General features: G+C 70.5%; 21 protein-coding genes and 3 tRNA genes. 6 read left to right on the top strand and 18 right to left on the bottom strand.

Annotation, left to right across the window (positions count from 1 at the left end):
- Positions 1–14 precede the first annotated feature (14 nt).
- Together cls and ACU6WY_RS01375 are read right to left on the bottom strand one after the other, a co-directional pair.
- Positions 15–1,478: a cardiolipin synthase gene (gene cls, locus ACU6WY_RS01380; protein WP_483820698.1), complete on the bottom strand. Its 1,464-nt coding sequence runs from the start codon at positions 1,476–1,478 to the stop codon at positions 15–17.
- Between the two features lie 70 nt (positions 1,479–1,548).
- Positions 1,549–1,734, bottom strand: a complete 186-nt coding sequence (locus ACU6WY_RS01375; protein WP_483821947.1) for a hypothetical protein — start codon at positions 1,732–1,734, stop codon at positions 1,549–1,551.
- A 133-nt stretch (positions 1,735–1,867) separates the two neighbouring features.
- Between ACU6WY_RS01375 and ACU6WY_RS01370 the strand changes: the two genes are divergently transcribed.
- Positions 1,868–3,034, top strand: coding sequence for a DUF4192 family protein (locus ACU6WY_RS01370; RefSeq protein WP_483820697.1), 1,167 nt, complete (start codon positions 1,868–1,870; stop codon positions 3,032–3,034).
- Here the strand turns inward: ACU6WY_RS01370 and lysS are convergent.
- From lysS to tilS, 13 genes are all read right to left on the bottom strand, one after another.
- Complete coding sequence (lysS, locus tag ACU6WY_RS01365; RefSeq protein WP_483820696.1) at positions 2,985–4,505, bottom strand: lysine--tRNA ligase; 1,521 nt, start codon at positions 4,503–4,505, stop codon at positions 2,985–2,987. The two genes, ACU6WY_RS01370 and lysS, sit on opposite strands and share 50 nt — an antisense overlap.
- Before the next feature lie 68 nt (positions 4,506–4,573).
- Positions 4,574–5,428, bottom strand: coding sequence for a pantoate--beta-alanine ligase (gene panC / locus ACU6WY_RS01360; RefSeq protein ID WP_483820695.1), 855 nt, complete (start codon positions 5,426–5,428; stop codon positions 4,574–4,576).
- A complete protein-coding gene (locus ACU6WY_RS01355; protein WP_483820694.1) occupies positions 5,425–6,144 on the bottom strand; it encodes a DUF2520 domain-containing protein in 720 nt (239 codons plus the stop codon). Before ACU6WY_RS01355 ends, panC begins: the two co-directional genes overlap by 4 nt.
- A complete protein-coding gene (locus tag ACU6WY_RS01350) occupies positions 6,141–7,724 on the bottom strand; it encodes a PH domain-containing protein (protein ID WP_483820693.1) in 1,584 nt (527 codons plus the stop codon). The genes ACU6WY_RS01355 and ACU6WY_RS01350 overlap by 4 nt, the downstream gene beginning before the upstream one ends.
- Positions 7,721–8,353, bottom strand: a complete 633-nt coding sequence (locus ACU6WY_RS01345; RefSeq protein WP_483820692.1) for a PH domain-containing protein — start codon at positions 8,351–8,353, stop codon at positions 7,721–7,723. Before ACU6WY_RS01345 ends, ACU6WY_RS01350 begins: the two co-directional genes overlap by 4 nt.
- On the bottom strand, positions 8,295–8,792 hold the full coding sequence (locus ACU6WY_RS01340) for a DUF3180 family protein (RefSeq protein ID WP_483820691.1): 498 nt from the start codon (positions 8,790–8,792) through the stop codon (positions 8,295–8,297). Before ACU6WY_RS01340 ends, ACU6WY_RS01345 begins: the two co-directional genes overlap by 59 nt.
- Positions 8,789–9,316 (bottom strand): 2-amino-4-hydroxy-6-hydroxymethyldihydropteridine diphosphokinase, encoded by a 528-nt coding sequence (gene folK / locus ACU6WY_RS01335; protein WP_483820690.1) that lies wholly within the window; start codon positions 9,314–9,316, stop codon positions 8,789–8,791. Before folK ends, ACU6WY_RS01340 begins: the two co-directional genes overlap by 4 nt.
- A complete protein-coding gene (gene folB / locus ACU6WY_RS01330) occupies positions 9,313–9,681 on the bottom strand; it encodes a dihydroneopterin aldolase (protein WP_483820689.1) in 369 nt (122 codons plus the stop codon). The genes folK and folB overlap by 4 nt, the downstream gene beginning before the upstream one ends.
- Entirely contained in the window at positions 9,681–10,472 is a 792-nt protein-coding gene (gene folP / locus ACU6WY_RS01325) for a dihydropteroate synthase (RefSeq protein WP_483820688.1), read from the bottom strand. The genes folB and folP overlap by 1 nt, the downstream gene beginning before the upstream one ends.
- A complete protein-coding gene (gene folE / locus ACU6WY_RS01320; protein ID WP_483820687.1) occupies positions 10,469–11,056 on the bottom strand; it encodes a GTP cyclohydrolase I in 588 nt (195 codons plus the stop codon). Before folE ends, folP begins: the two co-directional genes overlap by 4 nt.
- Before the next feature lie 6 nt (positions 11,057–11,062).
- Positions 11,063–13,066: an ATP-dependent zinc metalloprotease FtsH gene (ftsH, locus tag ACU6WY_RS01315; RefSeq protein ID WP_483820686.1), complete on the bottom strand. Its 2,004-nt coding sequence runs from the start codon at positions 13,064–13,066 to the stop codon at positions 11,063–11,065.
- A 149-nt stretch (positions 13,067–13,215) separates the two neighbouring features.
- Positions 13,216–13,767, bottom strand: coding sequence for a hypoxanthine phosphoribosyltransferase (gene hpt / locus ACU6WY_RS01310; RefSeq protein WP_483820685.1), 552 nt, complete (start codon positions 13,765–13,767; stop codon positions 13,216–13,218).
- Positions 13,768–13,790: 23 nt separating this feature from the next.
- Complete coding sequence (gene tilS, locus ACU6WY_RS01305) at positions 13,791–14,789, bottom strand: tRNA lysidine(34) synthetase TilS (RefSeq protein ID WP_483820684.1); 999 nt, start codon at positions 14,787–14,789, stop codon at positions 13,791–13,793.
- Positions 14,790–14,885: 96 nt separating this feature from the next.
- Here tilS and ACU6WY_RS01300 point away from each other — a divergent pair, with 96 nt between their 5' ends.
- Positions 14,886–15,419, top strand: a complete 534-nt coding sequence (locus ACU6WY_RS01300) for an inorganic diphosphatase (RefSeq protein WP_483820683.1) — start codon at positions 14,886–14,888, stop codon at positions 15,417–15,419.
- Positions 15,420–15,472: 53 nt separating this feature from the next.
- Here ACU6WY_RS01300 and ACU6WY_RS01295 read toward each other — a convergent pair whose 3' ends face one another.
- Positions 15,473–16,933 carry a peptidoglycan DD-metalloendopeptidase family protein gene (locus ACU6WY_RS01295; RefSeq protein WP_483820682.1) on the bottom strand — a complete coding sequence of 487 codons (1,461 nt, stop codon included), beginning with the start codon at positions 16,931–16,933 and terminating at the stop codon, positions 15,473–15,475.
- A 215-nt stretch (positions 16,934–17,148) separates the two neighbouring features.
- Here ACU6WY_RS01295 and ACU6WY_RS01290 point away from each other — a divergent pair.
- From ACU6WY_RS01290 to ACU6WY_RS01280, 3 genes are all read left to right on the top strand, one after another.
- Positions 17,149–17,221, top strand: a tRNA-Glu gene (locus tag ACU6WY_RS01290).
- Positions 17,222–17,247: 26 nt separating this feature from the next.
- Positions 17,248–17,321, top strand: a tRNA-Asp gene (locus ACU6WY_RS01285).
- 64 nt (positions 17,322–17,385) lie between these two features.
- Positions 17,386–17,458 (top strand) — tRNA-Phe (locus ACU6WY_RS01280).
- An 81-nt stretch (positions 17,459–17,539) separates the two neighbouring features.
- Here the strand turns inward: ACU6WY_RS01280 and chrA are convergent.
- Positions 17,540–18,733: a chromate efflux transporter gene (chrA, locus tag ACU6WY_RS01275; protein WP_483820681.1), complete on the bottom strand. Its 1,194-nt coding sequence runs from the start codon at positions 18,731–18,733 to the stop codon at positions 17,540–17,542.
- A gap of 38 nt (positions 18,734–18,771) precedes the next feature.
- Positions 18,772–19,734, bottom strand: coding sequence for a Gfo/Idh/MocA family protein (locus ACU6WY_RS01270; RefSeq protein ID WP_483820680.1), 963 nt, complete (start codon positions 19,732–19,734; stop codon positions 18,772–18,774).
- 88 nt (positions 19,735–19,822) lie between these two features.
- On the opposite strand from ACU6WY_RS01270, the gene ACU6WY_RS01265 reads away from it, so the two are divergent.
- Positions 19,823–20,974: a polysaccharide deacetylase family protein gene (locus ACU6WY_RS01265; RefSeq protein ID WP_483820679.1), complete on the top strand. Its 1,152-nt coding sequence runs from the start codon at positions 19,823–19,825 to the stop codon at positions 20,972–20,974.
- Positions 20,975–21,008 lie beyond the last annotated feature (34 nt).

The raw sequence follows: 21,008 nt of genomic DNA, 5'->3' as shown, positions 1-21,008 counted from the left end.
CCGACAGCCCCCTGCTACTGCAGTGCCGAGGTGAGGCGCGCGAGGTTGTCGAGGATCGTCGAGCGCAGCGGCTGGCGACGCCACTCCTCGGCGGTCAGCTCACGGCTGAGCGTGCGGTAGGCGTCTTCGACGTACCGCATCTCGCGGATGAACTCCTCGCCGCGCACGAGCATCGAGACCTCGAGGTTGAGACCGAACGAACGCATGTCCATGTTGCTCGACCCGATGACGGCGACCTCATCGTCGATGGTCAGGCTCTTGCTGTGGAGAATGAACGGGCGGCGGTACATCCAGATCTTCACGCCGGCCCGCAGCAGCGTTTCGTAGTAGCTGCGCTGGGCGTGGTAGACCATCGCCTGATCGCCCTCCTCCGAGACGAAGAGTTCGACGTGCACTCCGCGCTGGCAGGCGGTCGTGATGGCGAGGAGCAGAGCCTCGTCGGGCACGAAGTACGGGCTGACGATGATGATGCGCTCCCGCGCCGCGAAGAGCAGTCCGAGGAAGAGCTTGAGGTTGTTCTCGAAGTCGAACCCGGGGCCGGAGGGGACGATCTGGCAATCCAGGTCACCCGGACCGGACTCGACGCTGAACAGGTCGATCTCGTCGGTCAGGGTCTCGTCGGTCTCGCTATACCAGTCGCTCAGGAACACGGCGTTGATGCTGGCGACGACCGGTCCTTGCACGCGGACCATGAGGTCGACCCAGTGCAGACCACGGCGGATGTTCTTGCGGAGGTTGTACGTGGAGTCGGTGACGTTCTGCGAGCCCATGTAGGCCACGGTGCCGTCGATGACGAGGAGCTTCCGGTGGTTGCGCAGGTCGGGGCGTTGATAGCGTCCGCGGAGGGGCTGCACGGGGAGCATGAGGTGCCAGTGCGCTCCCATCGCGTCGAGCCGCCGCAACGTCTGACGGTAGTAGGGCTTGCCCCGGTTGGCCCAGTGGTCCAGCAGCACCCGGACGACCACTCCCCGCGCCGCGACCTCTTCGAGCGCCCGGAAGAAATTGTCGGTGGCGTCATCGGACTGCAGGATGTAGAACTCCACGTGCACGTAACGCTTCGCCTCTCGGATGGCGTCGGCCATCGCGTCGAGACTCTCCTGATAGTCGGCGATCAGCGTCGCGGCGTTGTCTCCGGCGATCGGCATGGCGCCGAGGTTGCGGTTCAGGTTCACGAGCGCGCGGAACCAGTCGGGCGCGTTCGGACGCAGCGTGCCGAAGACGAGCGACTCGCTGGTGTCGTGGATGTAGCGATTGATGTCGGCCTGCTTGCGACGGCGCTTGCGCGGGAGACGCGGATTACCGATGAGCAGGAAGAGGAACACCCCGACGAACGGGATGAAGTAGATCGCGAGCAGCCAGGCCATGGCCGCGGTGGGGCGCCGGTTGCGCGGGACGATGATGACCGCGGCGATACGCACGACCAGGTCGATCACGAACAACGCGATGACGAGCCAGCTCGCCTCGAACGTGGTGTCCATCACGGGGCCTCCTGGGCGAGTCGTCCACCCAGCGTAGTGACTGGCTCCGACACGCGCGGGAGCACGCGGATCAACGGGGAGAGCTGTCGGCTGCGGGGAGCCCGCGCTTCGCGCGCTCCTCGGCCTCGATGCGCGCGTAGACCTTGCGCTCGGTGCGGTCGATGCGGATCACCCCGCGGAGGATGAAGAAGAAGGTCGCCGACACCACGATGGTGGGCAGGATCGCCCACAGCACGGCTGCCCACATGTTGTCCACGTCACCAGGATACGTGTGTCACGGCGACGCCGGGCGCGGGGCCGCTTCCTCACAGGCATCGATGTTCCGGATCCATCCCCATTTGGCCCGGATTCGCCCCGGTGCCCGTGGCCTCTGCGCCACGCTCGTGGCCATGTCAACGATCGTCCGCGTCGGATCCCCCGCCGACTTCCTCGCCCACGTCCCCCACCTGCTCGGATGCACACCCCGACACAGCCTCGTGCTAATCACGTTCGCGGGCACACGCTCACTCGGTGCGCTCCGCGTCGATCTCCCCGAGCCCGACACGGTCGCCGAGGTCGCGAGCATCGCCTCCACCGTGATCGGCATGGCGTGCAAGGTGCCGCAGACGGATGCCGTGGCGGTCGTGGTGTACACCGACCTCTCCGTCGCCGACGCCGCGGGCGCACCCCACGGTGCTCTGGTCGCTGCCCTGCGCGCGCGTGCCGACATCTGCGGCCTCGGCGTCGTCGATGCCCTCGCCGTCGGCCGCGACGGCTGGAACAGCTACCTCTCGCCGCTGCCCGACGGCGCCCAGCCCCTGGCCGAGGTCGCCGCCCGCGACATGGCGGACTCGGAACCGGGAGTGCACGACGATCAGTTCGCCGCCGCCGAGCTCCCCGCCGTCGAGCCTCAGGAGGCGGCGGCGGTATACCGGCTGCTCGGCGACCTCGAGCGCGTGATGGATCAGCGCGGCGGTGCTCGCCTCTCGATGCGCCGCCGCGCCGCCGCGACCGAGGTGGCCGACGACCTCGCCGACCCGCCGACGGTGTTCGAGGCCGCGGTGACCCCGGGCGGCGACCTCGGTGTGCGGGACACCGTGGCACTGGCGTTCTGTCTCCAGCGCCCGGGCCTGCGCGACGTCGCTCTCATGCAGTGGGTCGGAGACATCACGACCGGCGATGCGACCTATCGCGCGCAGTGCGCGTACGCCGACGGCGCGCCTTTTCCCGAAGACCTGGCGAGACCCCTATGGGGCCAGGGCGCCCGGCCCGATCCCGACCGACTGCGCCGCGCTCTCGAACGTTGCCGACGGGTCGCTGCGGCGACTCCGCGCGATCGGCGCGCGGGACCCCTCGCCGCCTGCGCCTGGCTGGCCTGGGCGACAGGGCGGTCGACGCACGCGGCCACCTACGCCGCATGGACGCTCGACATCGATTCCGGGCACGTCCTCGCCGACATCGTGCGGGCCATGACCGACCACGCACACCTGCCGGAGTGGACGTTCGAACGCCCCGCCCGCGCGGGCTCTACTTCACCAGGGGGAAGAGGATCGTCTCGCGGATCCCGAGACCGGTGATCGCCATGAGGAGGCGATCGATCCCCATTCCCATTCCGCCCGTCGGGGGCATTCCATGCTCGAGCGCACGAAGGAACTCCTCGTCGATCGGCATCGCCTCGTCGTCACCGCGCGCAGCGAGCTTCGCCTGCTCGGTGAAACGCTCGCGCTGGATGACCGGGTCGACGAGCTCGGAGTACCCGGTAGCCAGCTCGAAACCACGCACGTACAGGTCCCACTTCTCCACCACGCCGGCGATCGAGCGGTGCTCGCGCACGAGGGGGCTCGTGTCGACCGGGAAGTCCATGACGAAGGTCGGTCGCGTCAGGCCACCCTTGACGAAGTGCTCCCAGAGCTCTTCGACCCACTTTCCGTGCGTCTCGTGCGCGGGGGCGTCCACGCCGGACTCGGCGCCGAACGCGCGCAGCTCCTCGAGCGAGGTCTGGGGCGTGATCGAGCGTCCGGCCGCCTCCGACAATGACTCGTACATCGAGAGGCGGTCCCACTCGCCGCCGAGGTCGTATTCGGTGCCGTCGGCCCACGTCACCGTGGTCGAACCGGCAACGGCGATCGCGGCATCCTGAATGAGCTTCTGGGTCAGGTCGGCGATGCCGTTGTAGTCGGTGTACGCCTGGTAGGCCTCGAGCATCGCGAACTCCGGGCTGTGCGTGGAGTCGGCGCCCTCATTGCGGAAGTTGCGGTTGATTTCGAACACGCGGTCGATGCCGCCGACGACCGCGCGCTTGAGGAAGAGCTCCGGTGCGATCCTCAGGTAGAGCTCGGCGTCGAAGGCGTTGGAGCGGGTGATGAACGGCCGGGCGCTCGCCCCTCCGTGCTGCACCTGCAGCATGGGCGTTTCGACCTCGACGAAGTCGCGCTCGGCGAACGTGCGACGCAGGCTCGCGTTGACCTTGGCGCGTGCGAGCACGGTCTCGCGGGCGCGGTCCCGCACGATGAGGTCGAGGAAGCGGCTGCGCACGCGGCTCTCTTCGCTCAGCTCCGAGTACATGTTCGGCAGCGGCAGCACGGCCTTGGCCGCGATGCTCCACTCGGTGACCATGATCGACAGCTCGCCGCGGCGGCTGGAGATCACCTCGCCCGAGACGAACACGTGGTCACCGAGGTCGACGAGCTCCTTCCAGGCCTGCAGCGACTCGTCGCCGACGTTGGCCAGCGACACCATGGCCTGGATCCGGCTGCCGTCTCCGGCCTGCAGCGACGCGAAGCACAGCTTGCCGGTGTTGCGGCTGAACACCACGCGGCCGGCGACACCCGCGGTCACGCCGGTCTCGGCACCGGCCTCGAGGTCGTCGTAGCGCGCACGCAGGGCCGGGATCGTGTCGGTCACCGGCACGGCGACGGGGTACGGCCCCCCGGCGGCGTCAGCGCGCTCGTCGAGCAGACGCTCGCGCTTGGCGAGACGAACCGCCTTCTGCTCGAAGACGTCGTCTTCGGTGGGTTCGGCGGCGTCGTTCGCGGGCGCGTCGGTCATCGTGAAGGCTCCTCGGGGTCGCATCGAGTTTATCGGCGCACAGCGTCCGGCTTCCCCGCCCCTCGGTGTCAGCCCAGGGAGATCTCGGCGCTGTCGATGAACCGGTGCCCGCCGACGGTCGCGGCGATGAGCGCGAACGCGCGGCCGCGATGGCCGTCATCGACGGGGAGGAACGTGTCGGGATCGACAACCGAGAGGTACTCCAATCCGATCCGCGGCTCGCCCATGAGCGAGGACTGCGCCGCGGCGATGCACGAGTCCACCCCGAGGTCGGCATTGGATGCCGCGGCCTCCAGCGCACGCGGGAGCTTGGCCGCGGCGCGGCGGTCGGCGGCATCCAGCAGGCCCACCCGGCTCGAGATCGGCAATCCGTCGTCGGCGCGCACCGTGGGGACGAGGACCGTGTCGATACCGAAGTCGAGGTCGCGGATCATGCGGCGGACCAGGAACTCGCGCTGCAGGTCGCGCTCGCCGTAGACCGCGACGTCGGGGCGGATGAGGTGGAAGAGCTTCGCCTCGACCGTGAGCACGCCGTCGAAGTAGAAGGGCCGCACCCGTCCCTCGTACCGGAGCCCGAGGTCGCCGGCAGACACCCGGGTGGTCGCCGTTCCCGCGGGAAGGAACTCCGCCGCCGACGGCGCGAACACCAGGTCGATCCCGAGACCGGCAAGCAGGTCGGCGTCGGCTTCGGGCGTGCGGGGGTACGCGGCGGTCTCCTCGGCCGTGCGGAAGCGCAGCGGGTTGACGAAGGTCGACACCACCACGATGTCGGCGTGCGCACGCGCGGCGCGGATGAGGTCGACGTGGCCGTCGTGGAGGGCTCCGAGCGTCGACACGAGTGCGACGCGCGCAGCACCGCCCGGGCGATCTGCGCTTCTGGCCTCGGCCAGTCGGGTGCGCAGATCCTCGATGGTGCGGATCATCCGTCGATCGTAGCGTCCGGGCCCGCGCGGTCCGCCCCCGTGCCCTCCACCAGCGCCTGATCCACGCTCGAGCGCACGAGGGCCGAGAGGTAGGCGCCGGTGTTCTCCACGCCGACGCCGGCGAGGAGCGCGGCCGACTGGCGCACGATCGATCGCGAGAACTCCGTCGCCGTGGCCACCGCCTCCGCGTACGCCACCCGGTCGGTCTCGGCGATGACGACGGGTTCGCACCCGAGTTCGACCGCGAGCGCCTGAGCGATCGGCAGCACCGGGGCGGGAGCCGTGACCGCCGCGTACGCCTGCGCGAGCTGGCGAAGATCGATGGACGACGCCCCGGTGAACACGATGGCGGGATGGATCGCCAGCGGGATCGCGCCGCGACGCAGAGCGGGGGCGAGCACGTCGACGCCGTACGCGGGATCGGTGTGCAGCACGAGCTGCCCCGGCTGCCAGGCCCCGAGATCGGCCAGGCCCGCCACCAGGCCCGCCAGCTGGTCGTGCGGCACCGCGACGACGACGAGCTCGCTGCGGCGCACGACCTCCTCGGGCGTCAGAACCGGCACTCCGGGGAGGATCGCCTCGACCCGATCGTCGTCGGAGCCCGAGGTGACGCCGGTCAGCGCGTGCCCCGCGCCCGCGAGCGCGGCGCCGATGATCGGCCCCACGCGTCCCGCCCCGATGATGCCGACTCCGAGCCGACCGTCGCGGCCGGTCATCCGGCCCACCGGTGGCTGCGATCGCCCGCGGCGGCGGCCACGGTCGCGCGCGCGGTGTCGTGGAACAGGGTGAGCGCGGCATCCCGGTCCAGGGCTCCGACGGAGGTGCGCACCGTTCCGGTGATCACGTGCGCGACCGCGGTGGCGGTGCGCGTTGAACGACCCAGCGGCCCCTGCTGGAGACCGATCGACTGCAGGCGGGCCAGCGGCACGATCGCGAGGGAGCGCCAGAGCCGACCGCGACGGAGAAAGAGCGCGTCCGCGGTCAGCAGGGCGCCGTTGCGCCGCCACGAGAGGGGGCGCAACGGCCGGGCGCGAGAGGGCGTGGTCACGTAGGGGTCGTCGTCCACCGGACCCAGGATGCCGTGGCGGAACACGAACGTCCACTCGTCGGACGGCAGGGCGGGCGCGAGGATCCGCAACACCCGCTCGACGTCGTCACGGGTTCCGATGGGCAGCACCGCGGCGAACTGATCGGTGCTCGAATCGGTGGCCCCGCGCCCCGAGAGGCGGTTCACCGAGACGCTCCACCACCCGAACGGGCGCCACAGCAGCGGCTGGCGCACCTCGATCGCGTGCACGCGACCGGGCGGGATCACCTCGCTGACGGTGGTGAACAAGCCGAAGGTCAGCCGCACGCCATCGGACGTGGGCGCGATGGAGTAGCGCAGGCCCCGCGCGATCGAGCGCACGTAATAGGCGCCGAACGCCAGGAACGCCGGCACGATCGAGAACAGCACCCACGGCGTCGAGATGGTCGCCGCGACGGCGATTCCCGCGACGAGAGCGATCAGGAAGAGCGTCGACCCGCTCAGCACTCGCGACGCGATCAGGCGCCCGACGGGGATGCGCACGATGCTCTCGGGTTCGCTGTCGGAGAGGTCTTCCCCGTCGACGATTCCCTGGATGCCGGCTCCCACCGCGTCGGCGGCCTGCTGCGCGAAGGAGCCGCCGGGCACGCTCGCCGCACCTCGCTCGGCCAGGCGGCGCCCCGAGGCGAGGCGCAGGATGTCGCCGCGGACGGTCTCGGCCTCGCGGGCGGAGAGGTACTCGAGCTTCACGTTGGAATCGAGACCGGCGCCGACGACCTCGAGCTTGGCCATGCCGAGCAGGCGAGCGATCATCGGGCGCGTCAGGTTCACGCCCTGAACCCGGTCGAGGGGCGCGCGCCGATGCGTGCGGAAGAGAACCCCCGAGCGCACCTCGACGTCGTCGTCACTGATGCGGAACGTGTGGAACCGCCACGACAGGCGGAACACCCCGAGCAGCACCAGCAGCACGACCAGGGCGATCCCCCCGGCGATGAGGAGGAGGTTGTTCGTGAAGAGGAAGTCGACCGGGTCGGGCGGGAGGACCCCCGGCGGCAGATCGGTGACGGCGGGGAGGAACAGCTCGAGAAGGCGCTCGCGCATGTTCGCCACGACCACGCCGATGATCACGAGCAGGAACAGCCCCCCGCGCAGGAGCGGCGTGAGGGGGTGCAGGCGGTGCCACTCCCCATCGCTGAGCGGGGAACGCACGACGACGCGCGCCGCCGGTGGCTGCTCCCCCGACGGATCGGTCGTTCCGGGGTCGGTCACAGGCCGGTCCGGCGGGTCTCGGCGACGTCGATGAGAGTGTCGCGCAACTGCTCCGCCGCCTCCTGCGTCAGCCCCGGGATCGTCACACCCGTGGAGGCGGCCGCGGTGACGAGCTTGAGCTGGGCGATACCGAAGCCGCGGTCGAGCGGGCCATGGGTGATGTCGACGAGCTGCATGCGCCCATACGGCACGGCGACCACGCGCTGCCACAGGATGCCACGACGGAAGACGAGATCGTCGCGGCGCAGCTGGTAGCCGAACGAGCGGGCCTGGCGGGGCGTGATGATCACGCTGATCGCCGTGACCAGCAGAACGATGCCGACGGGGATCCACTGCCAGAACACACCGGTGATCGCCTGCGCCACGATGGCGGCGGCGAGAACGAGCAGGAAGAAGACCCCCTGCGAGATCAGCTGCACGCGCACGTAGGCGCGAGCGAGCTGATGCCAGGTGCCGTCGCCGAGCGGAAGACGCCCCGCCCCGCGCGGCTCGAGGATGCGCGGAAACGTCGCGTCGTCGAGGACGGCATCGGGGCCGTGATCGTCGGGGAAAGCGTCGGGAACAGCCGGCTCAGTGGGCGGAGGGGCCGGTGTCGGGCTGTGCTCCCGCGGATCCGGGCTGTTCGTCATCGTCGTCCTTCCGGATGGTGCAGAGCTGCTCGGCCACGAGTCCCGCGGCGACAAGGGCGGCACCGCACACGGCCGTCGCGATGATCGATCCCCACGAGCCTATCGACGGAGGGAAGGGACGGGTGAAGACGAACGCGAGAAGGCCGAGGGCGAAACCGAGCGCGGCGGCTCCCAGGAGCGACGAGGCTTTCGCGAGCATCGCGATGCGCAGAGCCCGGAACGGATCGATACGGCGGTCGGAGCGGCCCCGGGAAGCGCGGAAGACCGGGACGGCGACCGCGACGACGATCGCACCCAAGAGCACCAGGACCGTGGGCAGGCTCGCCGCCGGAGTGAAGGTCGGTCGCCCCGCGGCGGTCAGTCCGGTGTCCACGAGGAACCCGACCACCGCTCCCACGATCGCCGCCACCACGAGGATCGTCACGCCCGTGCGCTTCATCGGGTGTCCCGACGGAGGGCGACCAGCAGGGCATCGACCCGACCGCGGCCGGGGATCTCGGCATCCGGATCGATCTCGAGCCACGGCGCGAGCACGAAGTCGCGCTCGTGCGCGCGGGGGTGCGGCACGGTCAGGTGCTCACCGTCGATACGCGCGCCGTCGTAGGCGATGAGGTCGAGGTCGAGCGTGCGGTCGCCCCAGCGCTCGCGACGCACCCGACCGTGCTCGGCTTCGATGCGGTGCAGCTCGCGCAGGAGCGTCGTGGGCGCCAGGCGGGTCTGGAGGAGCGCGACGGCGTTGAGGTACCGCGGGGCATCGACGTCTTCGCCGTCGAGGGTCACCGCGACCGTCTCGATCGGGGTCGACACGCGGACATCGCTCGTGAGCGGCAGCGCCCCGAGCGCGGTCACGGCCGCGGCAAGGGTCTCGGCGCGCTGACCGAGGTTCGCCCCGAGCGCCACGACCGCCGGGACAGGGTCAGCGGATGGGGCATCGCCGATGCCGTGGGCCAGTCGAACGCTCATGCGTGCCCCCGCCGGATCGTGACCGAGACATCGCCGAAGGGCACCGTGATCGGCGCCTGCGGCTTGTGCACGGTCACCGTGACCAGGATCACGCGCCCGTCGGTCAGCACGTCGTCGGCGATGCGCTGGGCGAGCGTCTCGAGCAGGTCCGCCGGCTCGCCCTCAACGATCGCGACGATGCGCTCGGCCAGCTCGCCGTAGTGCACCGTGTCGACGACGTCGTCCGTCTCGGCGGCCGGCCGGAGCGACAGCTGGAGGACGACGTCGACGACGAACTCCTGACCCTCGCGCTTCTCGTCGGGGTAGACGCCGTGGAACCCGAAGGCACGCACCCCCGTCAGCGTGATCTCGTCGGCGAAGTCCATCAGGCCTCCCAGGCGCGGGCGACGGCCACAGCGTCGCGAGTGGTCGGGATGTCGTGCACCCGCACGGCCCACGCGCCCGCGCCCGCGGCGAGGGCACTGGTCACGGCCGTGGCGAGATCGCGGCGGGCGAGGTCGGCGTCGTCGCCGATCGCGTCGGCGAGAAAGCGTTTGCGGCTCGTTCCCACGAGCACGCGGTAGCCCAGATCGACGAGCCGCGGGAGGCCCCGCAGCGTCGCCCAGTTCTGCCCGCCACGCTTGCCGAAACCGATGCCCGGGTCGAGCACGATGCGCGAGCGCGCGATGCCGGCCGCCTCCGCCGCCGCGGCGCGCTCGGAGAGCTCCGCCGCGACCTCGCGCACGACGTCGTCGTACTCGGCACGCGCATACATCTCGGACGACGGCCCGCGCCAGTGCCCGAGCGCGACATCGGCGGAGGTGTCGGCGATCGCCGCGAGCATCTCGGGGTCAGCGAATCCCCCGGACACGTCGTTGACGAGTCGGGCGCCGGCGTCCACCGCAGCCCGGGCCGTCGCGGCGTTCATCGTGTCGATGCTCACGAAGAGCCCCTCGGATGCCAGGGCCTCGACGACCGGGAGCACCCGCTGCTGCTCGACGCGCGGCGCCACCCGCTCGGCTCCGGGTCGGGTGGACTCGCCGCCCACGTCGAGAAGGTCGGCGCCCTGCTCGCGCAAGAGGCGAGCGTGGGCGATCGCGACATCGGGGTCGAGGAACCGGCCGCCGTCGCTGAACGAGTCGGGGGTGACGTTGACGATGCCCATCACGAGGGTCACGCGCGCGCTCCGATCAGAGCGACGAGCTCGGCGCGGGCCACCGGATCGGTGTACTCCCCGCGCGCGGCGATCGTGACGGTCGACGCCGCGGTCTGACGGCCGCCACGCATCGTGACGCACTCGTGCGTGGCATCCAGGATCACCAGGACGCCGCGGGCGTCGAGCGCCCCGGCGAGGGTGTCGGCGACCTGCTCGCCCAGGCGTTCCTGCACCTGCGGCCGCGCAGCGAGCACGTCGATGACGCGCGGCAGAGCACCGAGTCCCACGACCTCTTCGCCGGGGAGGTAGGCCACGTGCGCGCGTCCGCGGAAGGGCAGCAGGTGGTGTTCGCACATCGAGCGGAACGCGATGTCGCGGACCAGCACGGCCCCGGAGGGCAGCGTGTCGGGCGCGGGGCCCCGGCTCACCGAGATCGTGTGCTGCAGCGGGGCGCCGGCGTCTTCGCCCACTCCCCCGAAGAACTCGCTCCACGAGTCGGCGACCCGGGCCGGGGTCTGCCGCAGACCCGGGCGATCGGGGTCTTCCCCGATCGCCTCGAGCAACTCGCGTACGAGCGCGGCCACGCGCTCCCGGTCGACGGCCACGGCGCCTTAGGCGGTGGCCGGTCGCGTCTGTCCGCTCGGCCGGAGCTGCGGCTGCGTGGCGGACGGCGCTTCGGCCTCGACCGACGCGGCGACACCCGTGGGAGCCGCGCGGCGCGGCACCTCGACCGGCGGCAGGCTCGACACCGGACGGTCGCCCGACGACAGCCACTGCGGGCGCGGAGGCAGGCGCTTGACGTCGGTGAAGATCTCGGCGAGCTCGATGTGGTCGAGGGTCTCTTTCTCGAGCAGGGCGAGCGCCAGGCGGTCGAGGATCTCGCGGTTGGCGTTGATCACCTGGTAGGCCTCGTTGTGCGCCTGCTCGATAAGACCGCGCACCTGCGCATCGACGCGCTCGGCGATCCGCTCCGAGAAGTCGCGGCCGTGACCCATGTCGCGGCCCATGAAGACCTCGCCCGACGAGGAGCCGAGCTTGACCGGACCGACGTCGGTCGTCATGCCGTACTCGGTCACCATCTTGCGGGCGATGCTCGTGGCCTTCTCGATGTCGTTCGACGCCCCGGTGGTGGGGTCGTGGAACACGATCTCTTCGGCCACGCGCCCGCCCATGGCGTACGCCAGCTGGTCTTGCAGCTCGTTGCGCGTCACCGAGTACTTGTCGTCGAGCGGCAGCACCATCGTGTAGCCCAGCGCCTTGCCGCGCGGGAGGATCGTGACCTTCGTGACGGGGTCGGTGTGGTTCATCGCCGCCGCCGCGAGTGCGTGTCCGCCCTCGTGGTACGCGGTGATGAGCTTCTCTTTCTCGCGCATCACGCGCGTGCGACGCTGCGGACCCGCGATGACGCGGTCGATCGCCTCGTCGAGCGCGCGGTTGTCGATGAGCTGAGCGTTGGAGCGGGCGGTCAGGAGCGCCGCCTCGTTCAGCACGTTCGCGAGGTCGGCACCGGTGAACCCGGGCGTCTTCCGCGCCACGACCTCGAGGTCGACGGAATCGGAGAGCGGCTTGCCACGGCCGTGCACCTCGAGGATGCGCTGGCGCCCCTTGAGGTCGGGGGCGTCCACGCCGATCTGACGGTCGAAACGGCCCGGACGCAGAAGTGCGGGGTCGAGGATGTCGGGGCGGTTGGTCGCGGCGATGACGATGACGTTGACCTTGGGGTCGAAGCCGTCCATCTCGACGAGCATCTGGTTCAGGGTCTGCTCGCGCTCGTCGTGACCGCCGCCCATGCCGGCACCACGGTGGCGGCCGACGGCGTCGATCTCGTCGATGAAGATGATGGCGGGCGAGTTCTCTTTCGCCTGGTTGAACAGGTCGCGCACGCGGCTGGCGCCGACGCCGACGAACATCTCGACGAAGTCCGAACCCGAGATCGAGTAGAACGGCACACCGGCTTCACCCGCGACAGCGCGCGCGAGCAGGGTCTTTCCCGTTCCGGGAGGGCCGTACAGCAGTACGCCCTTGGGGATGCGGGCGCCGACCTCCTCGAACTTCTTCGGGTCCTTGAGGAACTCTTTGATCTCTTCGAGCTCCTCGATCGCCTCGTCGGAGCCCGCGACGTCTTGGAAGGTGACGGTCGGCGTCTCTTTCGTCACGAGCTTCGCCCGCGACTTACCGAACTGCATCACCTTGCTGCCGCCACCCTGGGCGCTGGAAAGCAACCACCAGAACAACAGACCCAGCAGCACGAGCGGGAGCATCAGCGAGAGGAAGCCGTCGAACCAGCCCGGGCGCGGCACCACGTCGTTGAATCCGTCGGCGGGCGCGGCGGAGTCGATCGCCGTCGCCACCTCGGACGCGCGCGCCGTGCCGTAGTAGAACTGCACGCTGTCGGCACCCTCGAAGGGCTTCGAGAGGGTCAGATCGACGCGCTGGTCGACGTCGTTCGTCGTCGCCGAGGTGACCGTGCTGCCCTTGAGCAGCTCCAGGCCCTCCTGGGTCGAGATCTGACGGGCCCCGCTCAGGTTGGTGATGAGCGAGAAGCCGATGACCAGAAGCAGACCGACCAGCAGAACGTAGATGATCGGGTTGCGCGTGATCTTCTTGAAATTCATGGTGGGCGAGCCCAGCCCTTTCGTGATCCGCCGGGGAAAAAGCGGTGCAATCAGGCTAACGCCCGCGGGCTATGCCAAGTCTGTGCGTTCGTCGTGGGCGTACGCGGGCGAGGGATGCCACGCCGGGGCGCCCCGCATCCGTCGGCCGGTCAGGAGTAGACGTGCGGCGCGAGAACGGCGACGTCGCGCAGGTTGCGGTACTTCTCGGCGTAGTCGAGGCCGTAACCGATGACGAAGTCGTTGGGGATGTCGAAGCCCACGTAGCGGCAGTCGACCTGCACCTTCATGGCATCCGGCTTACGCAGGAGCGCGAGCACCTCGACCGACTCGGCCCCGCGCGAGGCGAAGTTCTCCAGCAGCCAACTGAGGGTCAGACCGGAGTCGATGATGTCTTCGACGATCAGCACGTGCTTGCCGGTGATGTCGGTGTCGAGGTCTTTGCGGATCTGCACCACGCCGCTGGAGCGGGTGCTCGCCCCGTACGACGACACCGCCATCCAGTCCATGGTGGCGTGCATGGGCAGGTGCCGGGCGAAGTCGGCCATGACCATGACCGCGCCCTTGAGCACGCCCACCAGAACGACGTCGCGCCCGGCGTAATCGTCGGCCACCTGGGTGGCCAGTTCGGCGAGCTTGCCGTGGATCTGCTCCTCGGTGAGGAGGACTTCGCTGATGTCGTCGGAGATGTCGGCCGCGCGCATTGGGCAAGTCTACGCAGGACGATTCAGGATGCCGCGCGCGCGACGATCTCGATTCGACCGCCGACGCGGCGCGCGAGGCATCCGGGCAGATCGATCGGCCCCTGTCCGCGCCATTCCGTGGCCAGCCGCGCGACCTCGAGGGTCTGCGCCCGGGAGAGGGCGACACCGAACTCGCTGTCGACGACGTACCGCACGATGCGGTTGCGCAGGGCCGCGGGGTTGGCGGCGAGAGCGGCGACCGAGACCGAAATGCCCGCCTCGGCGTGCTCGACGATGTCTTCGATCGTCTCGTCGATCATGTCGTGGAACGCCGCGGCATCTTCGCGCAACTGGTCGGCAGTGCGGGCCAGAGCCTCGGCGATCCCGGGCCCGAGCTCGCGCTCCAGGGTCGGCAGGACGCTCTCCCGCACCCGCACCCGAGCGAACGCGGGGTCGAGATTCTGCGGGTCCTGCCAGGGGGTGAGCCCCTCGGCGGCGCACGCGGTGGCCGTGGTCTCGCGCCGCACGGACAGCAACGGCCGCAGCCACACCGGGCCGCTGGCATCCCGTCGCTCGGGCGCCATGCCGGCCAGGCTCGTCGCGCCCGCCCCGCGGGAGAGCCCCAGCAGCACGGTCTCGGCCTGATCGTCGAGCGTGTGCCCCAGCAGCACCGCTCCGGCCCCGGTCTCGGCGGCCGCGCGCGCGAGACCGGCGTAGCGCGCCTCGCGCGCCGCGGCCTCGGGGCCGTCGCCCGACCGCACCTCGACCGCGACGACGCGGGCGGCGAGTCCCAGCCCACGGGCGGCCTCGGCGGCGCGCGCGGCGATCTCGGACGATCCGTCCTGCAGCCCGTGATCGATGACGACAGCCTCGGCCCGGATGCCGTGCCGCGGCGCTTCGAACGCGGTCGCTGCCGTGAGCGCGAGCGAATCCGCCCCGCCCGACAGCGCCACGACGACCGCGCCGTCCCGGCCCTCGAGCGCGCGGCGCACCGCCCGCCGCACCTCGGCGACGGCGGGGCTCAGTCCCGGGCGCCGCTCCATCCCTCCACGCTAGCGGCCCCGAGGTTCGCCGCGTGGGCCGCGGGGGTACCCCGGCTAGGCTGGGCGCGGAAATCCACAGATCTAAGGAGCACGAGTATGGGCGCGTACGACGCCGTCATCGAGATCCCGCGCGGCAGCCGCGTGAAGTACGAGGTCGACCACGGCACGGGCCGGGTCTTCCTCGACCGCATCCTGTACACGGTGTTCGGCTACCCGGCCAACTACGGCTTCTTCGAGAACACCCTCGGCGAGGACGGCGACCCGCTCGACGTGCTCGTGCTGCTCGACCGTGACCTCTACCCCGGTGTGCTCGCCAAGGTGCGCCCGGTCGGCGTGCTGAAGATGAGCGACGAGGCCGGCGGCGACGACAAGGTCGTGGCCGTGCTGTCGAAGGACCCGCGCTGGGACCACATCCAGGACGTCGATGACATCGACGAGTGGACGAAGAAGGAGATCTCGCACTTCTTCGAGCACTACAAGGACCTCGAGCCCAACAAGTGGGTCAAGGTCGACGAGTGGGCCGGCGCCGCCGAGGCCGAGCGCCTGGTCGGCGAGGCGTTCGCCCGCTTCGAGGAGCACGACGCCCAGACCAAGACGCAGGGTGAGGGCGAAGCGCCCAACACCCTCTGATCTGTCCGGTCACGACGAAGCCCCCGGTCTCGGACCGGGGGCTTTCGCGTTGTTCAGACCCAGACGCCGCGGTCGCGCAACCACGTCGCGGGGTTGGTCGTTCCACCCCACGGCGGGTAGACCTCGAAGTGGAGGTGGCATCCGAACGAGTTGCCGGTCTGCCCGGTGGCTGCGATCTGCTGCCCGGCTGAGACGCGTTGCCCGCTCGAGACGTAGATGCCGCCGCCGACGATGTGCGCGTAACCCGTGCCGGATCCGTCGTCGTGCTGGATGCGGATGTAGTTGCCGTAGCCGCCGTTGTACCCGGCGTACGTCACGCGGCCCGACGCCGCGGCGTAGATGGGCGACCAGCAGCCCGCGCCGAAGTCGAGTCCGAGGTGGTTCGTGCTCGCGCAGTAGCTGGGGCTGCACTGCCCCGAGCGCGGGCCGTAACCCGAGGTCGTTCCCGCCGACGACGGGCGGGCCCAGCCGGAGCCGCCGACGCTTCCGCCACCGCCACCGGAGTTGCCGCCACCGCCACCACCGCCGGCGTTGCCGCCACCACCACCGCCGCCGCCACCGCCGTTGTTGTTGCTGTTCTGGCGGTCGCGCTCCTCCTGCTCGCGCTGCGCGCGGGCACGGGCCTCGGCTTCTTCGCGGGCGCGGCGCTCGCGTTCCTCGCGGGCCTTGCGCTCGGCCTCGACGCCGGCCTGGTAATCGGCGACGGTCTTGGCCGTGGTGTCTTGCAGAGCCGAGAGCTGCGCCTCGAGCACGGCCTGGTTCGCCTGCTGGGCGGCCAGCGCTGCCTGAGCGGCATCGGCGGCCTGCTGCGCGGCGACCATCTTCTCTTCGGCAATCGTCTTCAGGCGGTCGCGCTCGGCGCGGGCATCGTTCGCCTGGTTGCTCAACTGGCGCGCGGAGTCGCGCGCGGTGACCGCCGCCGCGTACACCGAGCGGTTGCGCTCGATGAGCTTGTCCATGGTGCCGAGCCGCGCGAGCAGGTCGTCGGCGTTGGCCGCGGAGCCCGAGAAGAACAGCTCGAGCGAGGTGTCGTCGCCGCCGGAGCGGTAGAGCTGCGCCGCGACCTTTCCGGCCTTGGTCGCGGCATCCGTCGCCTTCGCGGCCTCGGCGTCGGCCTGCGACTGAATCTGCTGCGCCCGGTAATCGGCGTCGAGATAGGCCTGCTGCGCGGCGTAGTACTCGTCGGAGCGGGCGACGACTTCGGCCTGCGTGCGGGCCACCTCGGACTGCAGGCCCGCGATGAGACCCTGGATCCGCGAGATCTCGGCGGCCTTCGCCGACTCGTTCGCACGCGCGGCCTCGACGTCGGCCCACGACGGGTAGTCGGCTGCGAACGCCGCCGACGACGACATCAGCGAGGGAACTGTCGCGCCGAACGCACCGAGCGCCACGGCTCCGAAGGCACCGAGCTTGAGCGCTTTCCGCCGGTCGAGGGCCGGCCACAGCCGTGCACGCTCCGCAGCGGAGGGTGCGCAACCGCAGTCGTCGGCGCCATCGGGGGGTTCAGGCGTCACGGGAATACCTCATCTCACCGGTTCGCAACTCGCACCACAGTAGCAACACGAATCACACGAACAACAGGGCGAGTTCCCGCTGCCGCGGCTCAGTTTGGCGCGCCGACACGCCGAAACGACGGACGCCACGCCCTCGATTGGCAATCTCGCAAATCTTGAAGTAGGCTCGGTGGTCGGCAAGCGAGCACGGAATCACACGGTTCCAGGCTTCATCCGGCCCCATCGTTTAGCGGCCTAGGACGCCGCCCTTTCACGGCGGTAGCACGGGTTCGAATCCCGTTGGGGTCACTCACCGGTCACAATTAAATACGCATGGCCCTGTAGCGCAGTTGGTTAGCGTGCCGCCCTGTCACGGCGGAGGTCGCGGGTTCAAGTCCCGTCAGGGTCGCTCCACAGCGACGGGCCTTCTTTCGAGAAGGCCTTTCGTCTCGGAAGCGGCAGACATGCCGTTCGGCTCTGTAGCTCAGTTGGTAGAGCGTTCGACTGAAAATCGAAAGGTCACCGGATCGATGCCGGTCGGAGCCACTGGAACCCTCGCGTAGCTTCTACATCGCGAGGGTTCTTTTTTTTCCGCGGCACGGCAGCACCGAACGCCGCGAACGCTCGTCAGAGCAGCGTGAGCACGACGCCTCCGGCCGCCCCGACGATCACGACGCCCCACGCCGGCATCCGGAACGCGGTCAGCAGCACGAAACCGACCAGGGCCAGAACGAAGGGCCCCGGCCCGGTCACCGCGGTCGTGAACACCGGCGTGTAGAGCGCCGCCCCCAGGATGCCGACGACCGCCGCATTCGCCCCGCGCATGCCCGCGCGTACCCGGGGTCGGCCGCGCAGCGCGTCCCAGAACGGCAGCACCCCGACGAGCACGAGAAACCCGGGCAGGAAGATCGCCGCGAGCGCGACCGCCGCGCCCGCGATGCCGCCGGGCCCCACCGACGACACCGCACCCAGGTAGGCCGCGAACGTGAACAGCGGTCCGGGAACGGCCTGGGCGGCGCCGTAGCCGGCCAGGAACGCCTCGGGCGAGACCCACCCGGTCTGCACGACCTCGGCCTGCAGCAGCGGCAGCACGACGTGTCCGCCGCCGAAGACGAGCGCGCCCGAACGGAAGAACGCATCGGCGAGCGCGACCAGGCCCGATCCCGTGACAGCCGCGAGGAGAGGTAGCCCGATGAGGGCCGCAGCGGCGACGACGAGGCATCCGATCGCCACGGCCCGAGACACACCGAACGACGCCAGCGGCTCTCCCGCCGGTTCCGGTGTGCCCCGCAGCAGCACGAGCCCGGCCACGATCCCGACCGCGAGCGCGCCGACCTGGCCGATCGCTCCCGGGGCGAACAGCGCCAGCGCGGCGGCGACCACCGCGATCCCCGCGCGGGGCGCGTCGGGCGTGAGCGAGCGGGCCATCCCCCAGACGGCCTGGGCGACGATGGCGACCGCGATGACCTTCAGCCCGTCCAGGATGCCGCCACCCACCGGCCCCCCGACCAGCGACGCCCCGGCGGCGAACGCCACCAGGAGCACCGCCGAGGGGAGCGTGAACGCCAGGAAGGCCGCGATCGCCCCGAGGAGCCCGGCACGCTGCAGCCCCATCGCGAAACCGACCTGACTCGAGGCGGGCCCCGGAAGGAACTGGCACAGGGCCACGAGGTCGGCGTAGGCGCGGTCGTCCATCCAGCGCCGCCGCGTGACGAGGTCGTCGCGGAAGTACCCGAGGTGCGCAATCGGTCCCCCGAAGGACGTGACGCCGAGGCGGAGGAACGCGAGGAAGACCTCGGAGACGGTGCCCGCTCTTCTCATCTGGCCTTCCTACCCCGCACGGGGAAACGACGAATGAATCAGCGACCGTCGAGCGGGGCGTCCAGGAGGAGGTCGACCAGGCGGAGCGTCTGCGCGGTGCGCTCCTGGTCGACCGACACGTCCGCGCCCCGGATGGCGTCGCGGAACCGCTCCACCTCGCCGATCATCGGGTTCTCGGCGGCGTCCACCCGCATGACCTCGGGCGTGCCACCGTGCGGAGTCAGCACGAGCCTGCGCGGAGCGTCGATCGCGTCGATAGACAGAGATGCGGTCTCGCCCTGGATCTCGCTCGGCAGCGACGTGTCGGTGATTTTCGACCACGCGACGTCGGCGACGAAACCGTCGTAGTCGGCGATCGCGCTCCCGAGCCCGTCGGTGCCCGTGGCGATTCCCACGCGCGCACCCCGGATCGCGCGGGGCCGGCCAAACAGCAGCACGAGCGCGTGCAGCGGGTAGACACCGAGGTCGCGCAGGGCGCTGCCCCCGAGGGCCGGATCGAAGATGTTCGTCTGCTCTCCCGCCTGCACGAGGTCATACCGCGCCGAGCGCTTCTCGTACCGGAACGAGACGCGACGCACGACGCCCAGACGGGGCAACGCTTCCGCGATCGCGGTGATACCCGGGTCGTACGCGGTGCGCATCGCCTCCAACAGCACCACGTCCTTCTCCCGTGAGCGGTCCACCAGGGATTTCCACTGCGCGGAGGTGAGCGTGGCGGGCTTCTCGACGAGCGTGGGGATGCCGGCATCCAGAGCGTCGCGGACCTGGTCGGCGTGCACGGAGTTGGGGCTCGCGAGATACACGGCGTCGACGTCGGCGGCGGCGAGCAGGGCGTCGAGGCCGACCGCCGCACCCGGAACTCCGATCCGGTCGGCGAACGCGCGCGCTCGGGCGTCGTCGCGGGACGCGACGCGGGTCACCTCGACGCCGTCGACGGCGCGTACGGCGTCCGCGAGTCGTTCGGAAATGGAGCTGGTGCCGACGATGCCGAGGCGGATCATCCCTCCATCATGGCGTGGGGGCATTCCGGGAGTGCGTGAATCGTCCCATTAGGATCGCGATGATTCACGGATCGATCGGGGGGGGATCATGACGCTCACGCGCACCCAGCAGCGTCGGCGGTCAGCGCGGCGCGCGCGAACGCGCCGGTCGATCATCGCCGTCGCGGCCATCGCCCTCATCGCCGGAGGAGTGGCGACGTTCGCGCTCCTGCGGCTCCCGGTCAGCGCGCCGGTCGCCGAGGTGACTCCGACGCCCACGAGCGAACCGACCCCCACCCCCACTCCCACCCCGCTGACGCCGACGCAGAAGCTCCTGTCGGGCACCACCGACCCGACGGCGTGCGCCGTGTCGTTCGCCGGCGACGCCATTGCGATCGACCCGCAGCTGCAGTCGGAGGGCGCCCGCTATGCCGCGCTGCCGATCCCCCGTCAGGACGGACGCGTGTTCGCCGGCTGGTACGCCACGGCCGCAGACGCCGCGGCCCTCACGCTGCCGGCCCGCATCAACGGCGCCGACCTGGTCACGTGCACCGACCGGCAGACGACGCTGCACGCCGCGTGGACGACGCCGGAGGCGAACGCCGCCGAAGATGCCGGCATCCCGATCCTCATGTACCACCAGTTCACCCGGAACCCGGAGGGTGAAGACCACTGGCTCCGCTTGAACTACGTGTACGTCGGCGACTTCGACGCGCAGATGGCGTACATCCAGGAGGCCGGGTTCTATCTGCCGACGTGGGACGAGGTGAGCGCGTTCATCGACGGCGCCCTGTTCCTCCCCCGCCGCTCGGTCGTCATCACCGACGACGACGCGGACAGCTCGTGGCTCGAGATGGCCGCACCGATCGTCGACGGGCGGAACCTGCTGACGACGTCGTTCGTCATCACCTCCGCCCGCACCGAGCCGACGCCCAACCGCTTCGTTCTGCAGCGCTCGCACACGCACGACCTGCACCGCGCCGGGGCCGACGGCAAGGGCCGCATGGTCAACGACGACGTCGACACCATCGCGGCCGACCTGGAGCAGTCCGCGCAGATCCTCGGTGCGAAAGAGGTGGTGGCGTACCCGTTCGGCCACTACGACGACACGACCAAAGAGGCGCTGCGCAGAGCGGGCTTCGACCTGGGGCGCACCGTCGAGCACGGGTACGTGCGCATCGGCACCGACAAGCTCGCTCTGCCGGTCATCCGGATCAACTACGGCATGACGGTCGACGATCTTCGGGATGCCATCGGCTGAGTTCTCGACCCGCTCGGTGGCGCCGTAGCACCGC

This window comes from Microbacterium sp. ZW3a (assembly GCF_057167165.1).
The sequence above is the reverse complement of the archived record's forward strand: the minus strand, read 5'-3'. Positions and strand labels throughout refer to the sequence as shown.

Bases quoted from the DNA above. Each gene is read 5' to 3' on its own strand.
- cls (WP_483820698.1), bottom strand. From the start codon at position 1,478: ATGGACACCACGTTCGAGGCGAGCTGGCTCGTCATCGCGTTGTTCGTG.
- ACU6WY_RS01370 (WP_483820697.1), top strand. From the start codon at position 1,868: ATGTCAACGATCGTCCGCGTCGGATCCCCCGCCGACTTCCTCGCCCAC.
- lysS (WP_483820696.1), bottom strand. From the start codon at position 4,505: ATGACCGACGCGCCCGCGAACGACGCCGCCGAACCCACCGAAGACGAC.
- panC (WP_483820695.1), bottom strand. From the start codon at position 5,428: ATGATCCGCACCATCGAGGATCTGCGCACCCGACTGGCCGAGGCCAGA.
- ACU6WY_RS01355 (WP_483820694.1), bottom strand. From the start codon at position 6,144: ATGACCGGCCGCGACGGTCGGCTCGGAGTCGGCATCATCGGGGCGGGA.
- ACU6WY_RS01345 (WP_483820692.1), bottom strand. From the start codon at position 8,353: ATGACGAACAGCCCGGATCCGCGGGAGCACAGCCCGACACCGGCCCCT.
- ACU6WY_RS01340 (WP_483820691.1), bottom strand. From the start codon at position 8,792: ATGAAGCGCACGGGCGTGACGATCCTCGTGGTGGCGGCGATCGTGGGA.
- folK (WP_483820690.1), bottom strand. From the start codon at position 9,316: ATGAGCGTTCGACTGGCCCACGGCATCGGCGATGCCCCATCCGCTGAC.
- folB (WP_483820689.1), bottom strand. From the start codon at position 9,681: ATGGACTTCGCCGACGAGATCACGCTGACGGGGGTGCGTGCCTTCGGG.
- ftsH (WP_483820686.1), bottom strand. From the start codon at position 13,066: ATGAATTTCAAGAAGATCACGCGCAACCCGATCATCTACGTTCTGCTG.
- hpt (WP_483820685.1), bottom strand. From the start codon at position 13,767: ATGCGCGCGGCCGACATCTCCGACGACATCAGCGAAGTCCTCCTCACC.
- tilS (WP_483820684.1), bottom strand. From the start codon at position 14,789: ATGGAGCGGCGCCCGGGACTGAGCCCCGCCGTCGCCGAGGTGCGGCGG.
- ACU6WY_RS01300 (WP_483820683.1), top strand. From the start codon at position 14,886: ATGGGCGCGTACGACGCCGTCATCGAGATCCCGCGCGGCAGCCGCGTG.
- chrA (WP_483820681.1), bottom strand. From the start codon at position 18,733: ATGAGAAGAGCGGGCACCGTCTCCGAGGTCTTCCTCGCGTTCCTCCGC.
- ACU6WY_RS01270 (WP_483820680.1), bottom strand. From the start codon at position 19,734: ATGATCCGCCTCGGCATCGTCGGCACCAGCTCCATTTCCGAACGACTC.
- ACU6WY_RS01265 (WP_483820679.1), top strand. From the start codon at position 19,823: ATGACGCTCACGCGCACCCAGCAGCGTCGGCGGTCAGCGCGGCGCGCG.